This window comes from Streptomyces yerevanensis (assembly GCF_000716805.1).
Classification (GTDB): domain Bacteria; phylum Actinomycetota; class Actinomycetes; order Streptomycetales; family Streptomycetaceae; genus Streptomyces; species Streptomyces flaveus.
Genome location: NZ_JNWJ01000125.1, coordinates 1 through 8,668, shown reverse-complemented (window position 1 = coordinate 8,668; position 8,668 = coordinate 1). Strand labels below are relative to the sequence as shown.

Here is an 8,668-nt window from a genome sequence, read left to right as displayed (position 1 = left end):
TCGCCCTGACGGCGATTCGCCTTTCCTTGCCCCGCTACGCGGGAAAGTCGGCTACACCTCCGGGCTGAAGCCCGGAGTACTGCCGACGATCCCGATAGCACTCGCCCCACCGCCGCTGATCCCGCCGCGACACCAAAGCGAACACATCGGCAACAAACTCCGACAACTCACCCCGGAGCCGTTCCAGCTCCCCCAGCTTCATGCCTCGACTATGCCCATCACCAGGCGAGATCACCCAAGGTAACGAAGCGCTACTAGGCGGACCGGCCTGAACGCCGCCCGCCCCCTCCTCGCCGTGAACCCGCGCAAGCAGTAGCGGGAACTGATGGAGGCAAGGCGCCACCTGTACGAGGAGGTCGCCACCGCCGTGGTGGCCACTGATGGCCGTACGCCCGAAGAGGTCACCGAAATCGCCCTGAACGCCCTGGAGTTGAAGGAAGCATGAGCGAGGAAGTCACCCGGATCCAGGTCGGCGGCACGGCGGGGTCGGAGCCGTACGAGGTCTTGGTGGGCCGTCAGCTCCTGGGCGGGCTGATCGGCGGCAAGGCCAGGCGGATCGCCGTCATCCACCCCGAGGCGCTGGCCGAGACCGGTGAGGTGCTGCGCGCGGACCTGGCCGGGCAGGAGTACGAGGCGGTCGCCATCCAGGTGCCCAACGCGGAGGAGGCCAAGACCGCGGAAGTGGCCGCCTACTGCTGGAAGGCGCTGGGTCAGTCTGGGTTCACCCGATCCGACGTCATCGTCGGCGTGGGCGGCGGCGCGACCACCGACCCCGCCGGGTTCGTGGCCGCGACCTGGCTGCGCGGCGTGCGTTGGATCGCCATCCCGACCACGGTGTCGGCCATGGTGGACGCGGCCGTCGGCGGCAAGACCGGCATCAACACCGCCGAGGGCAAGAACCTGGTGGGGGCCTTTCATCCGCCGGCGGGTGTGCTGTGTGATCTGGCGGCGCTGGAGTCATTGCCGGTCAACGACTACGTGTCCGGGCTGGCGGAGATCATCAAGGCGGGGTTCATCGCGGATCCGCGGATCCTGGAGCTGATCGAGGCGGATCCGCAGGCGGCCCGCACGCTGGCGGGGCCGTACACGGCCGGGTTGATCGAGCGGTCGATCTGGGTGAAGGCGGAGGTGGTGTCCTCGGATCTGCAGGAGTCGGGTCTGCGGGAGATCCTGAACTACGGCCACACGCCGGGCCACGCGATCGAGAAGAACGAGCGCTACAAGTGGCGGCACGCACGGTGCGGCGGTCTCCGTCGGTATGCACTTCGCTGCCGAACTGGGGTGTCTCGCCGGGCGGTTGGACGATGCGACGGCCGACCGTCACCGCACGATCCTGGAGTCGGTCGGGCTGCCGTTGCACTACCGCTATGCCCAGTGGCCCAAGCTGCTGCAGACGATGAAGCTCGACAAGAAGTCCCGGGGTGATCTGCTCCGGTTCATCGTCCTGGACGGGCCGGCCAAGCCGGCCCGTCCAGGAGGGACCGGACCCGGCCGTCCTCCTCGCCGCGTACGGCGAAGTCGGCCGGTGAGCCCTGCCACGGAGGGCGGGGAGTGGGCGCCCCGGCAGGAGCGACGCACACGGTGGGCCTGCCGCAGCGCTGACCTGTGCATTCTGCGCATCTCGCTGCGCCACTGTGCTCCTGTCACGCGATTCGCACTGGGCCGCGGCCAGTCTGTCGTCCGAAGCCATGAGGTGTCATGTCTCTGCGTCAGCGACCCGGATCCGCCGAGTTGTCAGTGCCAACGGCCGTGGACCGGTGACAGTGGAGGAGAAGACCTGGTGCCCTCCCTGACGGCCCGTCACTTCGACTGTGATGCCACCGCCTTCCTGGGAAGGTGCGAGCGCGGCTTCGATCCAGCACGGCTCGTCGAGTTCCGCATAGCGGTGGAACACGGTGGACATGGCCGACGGCAGCATCGTGCCAGGAGCGACACACTGGCCGGCGGCCTGGCGGGCTGCTTCCAGCAACACCATGCCAGGCAGGTGATCCCCGGCGTGGTCGAACAATACCGGATGGTTTGGATCGGGAAGGAGCAGCCATCTGTTCGGCAGATGGGTGGCGGAGAGGACCACGTCGCTCGGCCTGAGGCGTCCCACTGCCGATGGTGGCAGGACATCGCCCGCCGGCTGGGGCGGCACGGTGCCGGTGCTGCCCAGTCGCGAACCGCGCAGTCTGCGGTAGACGGCCGGAGCGATGCAGGTGAATCGCCCCCCGCCGGTGGCAATGACCTGGCTGCTGCGCCTCAAGGCCAGCTCCATGCGAAACCCGCTGGTCGTGCGCCCTCGGCGGCTGACATCGGTGCATATCGCGGTCAGGCCTATGTCCGTGGGCGCCGAACCGATGCGCAGGTGGGGAAGCTGCGTGGTGAACGTCAGGTCCCACATGACGAAGTGGTGGCCGAGCGGTACTCCCAGTTCGGCGTGTGCGAGGAAGAGACCGGTCTGCCGGAAGGTTTCGGCAACCAGCAGGGGGTCGTGGTCCTTGCCGTTGACGTCATGGAAGAAGGTGTGCGCGCGCGGCCATTGGCCGGTGAGCTCGAAGTGGGTCTCGCTCTGCTTCGTGCAGCCGGTGAGAAAGACCTCGGCCAGACTCGCTCTGTGAACGTACTCCTTCGGAACGGTCGTGGTCAGCCGGGGCAGCGGCGCCGCGGGCGTTTCGGTGAGGGGTGGGACCGAAGTCATCGGGATCTCCACTGTTGAGTGAAGGGATCGTGGAGGCACGGTAAGGTAAGATACGGACCTACCGGTTTTCTTCTCAATCAAAGATCGGTAAAAGTACGTCAAAGCGTACGGAGTCCGGAATTCCGGATATGGGGGAATGGTAATGCGTCTTGCGGTTGCTCGCGTGATCCCCGAAGGCTTGGCCAAGTAGCCATCGCAGCAGCGAAGTTGCTCCTGAAGTGTTCGTTCGTCGACTTCTTCCGGGCAGCCCGGCTGCTCATTTTCGTGCCCTCGAACGGACATTGCCTCGCGGAGCTGCTCAATGGAGAAAAGAACCGACCTGACGGTGCTGGATCCGTCAGGCAGGGACGTGCATGGGGAAGCGGCGCGGCTGCGCGCACGCGGCGCGGCCACCCAAGTGCTTCTACCCGGCGGGGTGATGGCGTGGGCCGTCACTCGACACGCCACCATCAAGAAGCTGATGGTCGATCCTCGGGTCTCGAAGGACGCATACCAGCACTGGCCTGCCTGGATCGCGGGTGAAGTGGACGACACCTGGCCCATGGCCATGTGGGTCTCGGTGCGCAACATGCTCACGGCCTACGGCCACGAGCACGCACGGCTGCGCAAACTGGTCGCCCCGGCTTTCACAGCGCGGCGCACCGCCCAACTCATGCCCCGGATCGTCGAGATCACCCAGGACCTGCTCGACCGGCTGGCGCGCACGCCTCCCGGCCGGCCGGTCGATCTGCGCCGCGAGTTCGCCTACCCGCTGCCCATCCGGGTGATCTCCGAGCTGATCGGCCTCGCCGAACCCGACCGGGAGAACCTGCATCGTGCAGTGGACGTCCTGTTCACCACGACGACCACCTCGGCCCAGGCCCAGGCGAATCAGGCTGAGCTGTATGCGCTGCTGAGTGATCTCGTGGCGCGGAAACGTGCCTCACCCGCCTCCGACATGACGAGCGATCTCATCGCCGTGCGCGACGAGGCAGGAGCAGGACTCACGGAGAAGGAACTCGTCGACACCCTGCTGCTCATCATCGGTGCCGGCCATGAGACCACCGTCAATCTGCTGGACCACGCGATCGACATTCTGCTGGCCGAACCCGAACAGCTGCGGCTGGTTCGCGACGGCATGGTCACGTGGGAGGCGGTCGTCAACGAGACGCTGCGCTCCCAGGGCCCGGTGGCCAACGTCCCCCTGCGCTTCGCCGTCGAGGACATCGACATTGATGGCGTACGGATCGCCAAAGGGGCCCCGATCTTGCTCTCGGTGGCAGCGGCGGGCCGCGACCCCGACCAGCACGGGACGGACGCCGACCGTTTCGACGCCGCTCGGGCAACCAGCCGCGACCACCTGGCATTCGGTCATGGCGTTCATCACTGTCTCGGGCGTCCCCTTGCGATGGCGGAGGCCCTCACGGCACTTCCCGCACTCTTCGAGCGCTTTCCCAGGATTGCTCTGGCAGTTCCACGGGAGCGCCTGCGTCCGCTCGAGTCGTTCATCAGCACCGGCCACCGCGAACTCCCGGTGGTTCTCGAGCCCGCCACCACTCCCTGAGTCCGCCGAGCAGAACGAAAGAGGGGGGATGGATGTGTCCACCGCCTTGAAGCACCTGCGTCTCGCAGCCGTCAACATCGACGGCGTCCTGCTCAACGACACCTTCAGCCCGGTGATCCGCGAGATGGTGATCGACCACGGCGGCGACTACACCTCTGAGGTCGAGTACGCACTCTTTTCCCAGCCACAACTCGCCGCCGCCGCAGTGTTCGCCGAGGCGACGAAGACGAAAGTGACTCCCCGTGAGCTGGTGGCCGACTACCTCGCGCGGCGGGAAGAGTACGTGGCCCGACATCCGGTGCGTGTGCTCGACGGCGCCGGCAGCCTGCTGCGGCTCCTGCGCGGTCTGGGCCTCCAGGTCGTGTGTTACGGCGGACTGGACAGATCCCACTTCGATCGCCACCTCGACGAGTTCACCGATCTCTTCGATCACCCCGGCTACGTATGTACGGACGGCTTCCGCCCGGGCATCCACGAAATCACCCGCGACGTCTTCGGACTCGAGTACGACAGAGCGGTCTTCATCGACGACGTGGCGAGAGTGGCTGAGGTCGCTCGGTCGCTGGGAGTGCCGTTCATCGGGCATCCCAACGCCGAGGCCGAGTACCAGCAGAGCCTGATGGCACGGGCAGGCGTACGGCACATGGTCCGCGCACTGAGTGACATCGACGAGGGCCTCCTGCGAACCCTCGACCACGAGGCATCGACCGGCGTCGTGTGGGACACCACCGAGTCCCCCGCACACGCCGGACGCGACCGGAAGGAGTGAGCCATGAGCGATGACAGGGCGCCGTTGGCCGGGAAGACCATCCTCATCACGGGAGCCAGCAGCGGCATCGGTGCCGCAGCGGCCCGCGTCTTCACTCAGCAGGGAGCCACCGTGGTCCTCGCGGCACGCCGCGAAGCCCGCCTGCGCGGCCTTGTGGACGAACTGCGGGACAAGGGGGCTACGGCAAGCTGCTTCACCGCCGACGTCTCGGACCCGGCCGATGTCCAGGCGATGGTCGAATTCACGGTCTCCCAGCACGGCAGACTGGACGCCGCCTTCAACAACGCGGGCACAGGTGTCGAGAAGACCCCGCTGCACCTCACTGACGACGAGGCCTACAGACGGGTCATGGACGTCAACGTGACCGGTGTCTGGCACTGTCTACGACACGAGATCGCGGCCATGCTGTCGACCGGGGGCGGTTCCATAGTCAATACCAGCAGTGTCGGGGGACTCGTCGCCACGTCGGTCGCGGCCCCGTACATCGCCTCGAAGCACGCCGTCATCGGGCTGACCAAAGCCGCCGCTGTCGAGTACGCGGAGCACGGGATTCGGGTCAACGCGATAGCTCCGGGCCTGACACGCTCCGAGTTGGTGGACCAATGGTTCACGCTGCACCCCGAGGCCGAGCAGAGAGCCTTCCGCTCCGCTCCGCAGCAACGCGCCGCAGAACCCGAGGAGGTGGCTGAAGCAGCGGCGTGGCTGTGCAGCGACCGAGCCTCGTTCGTCACCGGGTCCTGCCTTGCTGTGGACGGCGGGCGAACCGCTTGGTAGAAGCTCCGTGCTCCTGCAGGGCAGGCCGACGAATCTACAGGAACAGCCACGTTGCTCGGTGAATGATCCTCCTCGGAGAAAGTCGTCGTGCGCTAAAGTACGTCCCATTCGGTTTTGTTTCTGTCTCTGGAGGGTGCCGTGGCTCAGCAGGAGCGCGGTCTACGGACCCGCCGTGCCGTTCTCGAGGCAGCCGCAGCGGTCTTTGCCGAGCGCGGTTATGCGGCAGCCACGATCAATGAGATCCACAGCCGCGCCAACGTGACCAAGGGCGCCCTGTACTTCCACTTTGATTCCAAGGCGGCCCTTGCTCAAGGTGTGCTCGAGGCGCAGATCAGCAGTGAGTACCACCTGCCCCGCGAACTCAAGCTGCAGGAGTGGGTGGATGCGGGCATGACGCTCGCCGCGCGGCTGCCGCAGGAACCTCTGCTCCTTGCCGGCGTTCGGCTCTCCGCGGATCTCCAGGGCCGTGATCTCTTCGGCAGTGCCTGGCCGGCCTGGACGGACCTCACGGCGAATGTCCTCTCCGAAGCCAAGACGCGGGGAGAGGTCTTCCCTCACGTCGTGCCGGCAAGGACGGCCACGGTCTTCCTCGGTGCCTGGATCGGTGTCCAGTTCGTCTCGCAGGCCGTATCCAACTGGTCCGATCTGAGCCTACGCATGTCCGAGCTCTTCGACCACATCCTTCCGGCCATTGCCGCCCCTGCGGTGCTGGTGCAGCTCGACACCGCCCCTGATCGGGGAGCCCGTGTCATGGCAGAAGCCAAGGCTATGTCGATGACGGCTGGAACCGGAGCCGACGTCTGACGTCTCCCCCGGGCGGGAGTGCGACGCGCGGCTGCCGGTTTGTTTTTCCCGCGGGCTGGATGAGCCGAAGTGCGCCGCGGGCATGTCTGCATCACCTCCATCCCTGGTCAATCCCACGTCCAGTTTGACTGAAGCAGGTTAAAAACCGTCTAAGCGGTTTGCTAACTTGGCCGCGAGCAGCAGGTGAGCTGAGGGGTGGACGAGGCGGTCGCGCCAGCCGTCGTCGTCCGATGTCAGGGGAGGCGTGGATGACCAAGCAGGAGCGTGCGATCCGGACCCGCGAAGCGTTGCGGCAGGCCGCAGCGGAGATCTTCACGCAGGAGGGCTTTCCGCGTGCCTCGCTTCCCTTGATCAGTCATGTGGCTGGGGTGAGCAAGGGGGCCCTCTACTTTCACTTCCACAGCAAGGACGACCTGGCCAGGGCGATCGAGGAAGAGGCCGACGCGCGGGTGGAGCTCATCCTGCAGCGCCTTCAGGAGCGGGAAGGGGTGACGTCGCTGCAAACCGTCATCGATGCCACCCACGCCCTCATGAAGAGTGTCGCGACCGACGCGGTCGTGCGAGCGGGTTTCCGGCTGGGCGCGGAGGTCGCCCGAGAGAGCAGTGTCGATCTGTGGGGGCGCTGGCAGGCGTGGGTGTACGCCATGTTGTTGCGGGCTGAGAAGTCGGCCGAGCTCGCGCCCGGAGTCTCGCGGAGCGCGGCCGGCGCGGTCATCGTGATTGCGGTGGCCGGAATCGAAGCACTGGCGTCGAAGAATACGGAGTGGATCGCTCCGGAACATCTGAATCTGCTCTGGGAGTTGTTGCTGCCTCAGCTTGAAGCATGTCCATGTTCATAAGAACCCATCCGTTTGGTTTTTTAATGGTGCGGCAAACAAATCTTTACCATGTCATTGCCGCGAGCCCTCGCCCTCATTCGCGGTGAGTTTGTCCGTATTTGGGTAGGCAAAAGGCGCGATCTTCCTGGTTCCCTCTCGAGAAGGTGAGCCCTGTGATCTTCCGTTGACAAACCGTTTGGAATGTTTTTCGATGAGCTGGTCACTGGGGACCCGTTGTTCAACGGGTGACCGCACAGCCGGCAGCGACAGGGGGACATGGCGGTGCACATCGGAATACTGGGGACATTGGCGGTATCGGTGAACGGGGTCTCGATCACGCCAACCGCACCCAAGACACGGCAGGTTCTCGCTCTCCTGGCCGTGCGTGCGGACCAAGTGGTTCCCGTGGACGCGTTGATCGAAGAGCTGTGGGACGCAGGCCCCCCGCGAAGCGCCCGTACCACCGTTCAGACATACGTCCTTCAACTCCGTGAGCTGATCACGACAGCGCTGGAGAACTCGGTGGGGGGCGAGGGGCTTACCGCCAAGGACGTCCTGATGACTCTTCCGGGCGGCTACCTTCTTCACCGCGGCGACGGCACCAGCGACATCCGTGAGTTCGAGCGACTGTCCGAGGTGGGGTACAGGGCCATGGACGCCGGTGACTTCACGGAGGCGGCACGGTGCCTGCGTGAAGCGCTCGCTCTGTGGAGTGGTCCCGCACTTGTCGACGTACAGGCGGGCAAACAGCTGGAGACGGAGATCAAGCGGCTGGAAGAGACGCGGTTGTGCGCGCTGGACCAGTGCATCGAGGCCGAACTGCGACTGGGGCAGCACCGGTCCCTGCTCGCCGAAATGACCGTGTTGATCAAGCGCTATCCCACCCACGAGACGCTCTGTGGCCAGTACATGCTGGCCCTGCATCGATCCGGCCGCCGGGGCGAGGCTCTCGACGCCTATCAGCGGTTGCGCAACACCCTGGTGCGGAGCAAGGGGCTGGAGCCTTCCGCCTGGCTGCGGAAACTGCAGCGCTCCATCCTGTTGGCCGGCGAGGACAACAACCATGCGATGCCTGCTGAGGAGCGCAAGGGCGTCCGGCTCAGCACGGCCTGCTAGTGCCCCGACAGGCAACGTTCGCCCCGTCGCGACGCCCGGCACGCACTCTCGCCGCACCGGGTACAAGCCCAAGTACGTCCAGTACGAGGGCTTGCACCCGGCACGCCGAGAGCACGCACCGCGGTGACACAGCCGCTCCGCGGCGGGCGCTCCTTGACGGG

The 8,668-nt window shown here is 65.9% G+C and carries 7 protein-coding genes and 2 pseudogenes; 8 read left to right on the top strand and 1 reads right to left on the bottom strand.

Features of this window, described 5'->3' with window-relative positions:
- Positions 1–250 precede the first annotated feature (250 nt).
- Together OP79_RS50180 and aroB are read left to right on the top strand one after the other, a co-directional pair.
- A pseudogene (locus tag OP79_RS50180) lies at positions 251–445 on the top strand (shikimate kinase); the annotation flags it as partial.
- Positions 442–1,529, top strand: a pseudogene (gene aroB / locus OP79_RS50175) (3-dehydroquinate synthase). The pseudogenes OP79_RS50180 and aroB, both read left to right, overlap by 4 nt.
- Positions 1,530–1,696: 167 nt before the next feature.
- Here the strand turns inward: aroB and OP79_RS47665 are convergent.
- On the bottom strand, positions 1,697–2,869 hold the full coding sequence (locus OP79_RS47665; RefSeq protein WP_245685735.1) for a ScbA/BarX family gamma-butyrolactone biosynthesis protein: 1,173 nt from the start codon (positions 2,867–2,869) through the stop codon (positions 1,697–1,699).
- Between the two features lie 115 nt (positions 2,870–2,984).
- Between OP79_RS47665 and OP79_RS47660 the strand changes: the two genes are divergently transcribed.
- From OP79_RS47660 to OP79_RS47635, 6 genes are all read left to right on the top strand, one after another.
- A complete protein-coding gene (locus tag OP79_RS47660; protein WP_033329481.1) occupies positions 2,985–4,226 on the top strand; it encodes a cytochrome P450 family protein in 1,242 nt (413 codons plus the stop codon).
- A 28-nt stretch (positions 4,227–4,254) separates the two neighbouring features.
- Positions 4,255–4,995, top strand: a complete 741-nt coding sequence (locus tag OP79_RS47655; protein WP_051745837.1) for a haloacid dehalogenase-like hydrolase — start codon at positions 4,255–4,257, stop codon at positions 4,993–4,995.
- Positions 4,996–4,998: 3 nt separating this feature from the next.
- Positions 4,999–5,769 (top strand): SDR family NAD(P)-dependent oxidoreductase, encoded by a 771-nt coding sequence (locus OP79_RS47650; protein WP_033329480.1) that lies wholly within the window; start codon positions 4,999–5,001, stop codon positions 5,767–5,769.
- 138 nt (positions 5,770–5,907) lie between these two features.
- Positions 5,908–6,573, top strand: coding sequence for a ScbR family autoregulator-binding transcription factor (locus OP79_RS47645; RefSeq protein WP_033329479.1), 666 nt, complete (start codon positions 5,908–5,910; stop codon positions 6,571–6,573).
- 248 nt (positions 6,574–6,821) lie between these two features.
- Entirely contained in the window at positions 6,822–7,412 is a 591-nt protein-coding gene (locus OP79_RS47640) for a ScbR family autoregulator-binding transcription factor (RefSeq protein ID WP_033329478.1), read from the top strand.
- A 261-nt stretch (positions 7,413–7,673) separates the two neighbouring features.
- The gene (locus OP79_RS47635; protein ID WP_033329482.1) at positions 7,674–8,507 is read left to right on the top strand and encodes an AfsR/SARP family transcriptional regulator; all 834 of its coding nucleotides are present in this window, start codon (positions 7,674–7,676) and stop codon (positions 8,505–8,507) included.
- The last annotated feature ends 161 nt before the right edge of the window (positions 8,508–8,668 follow it).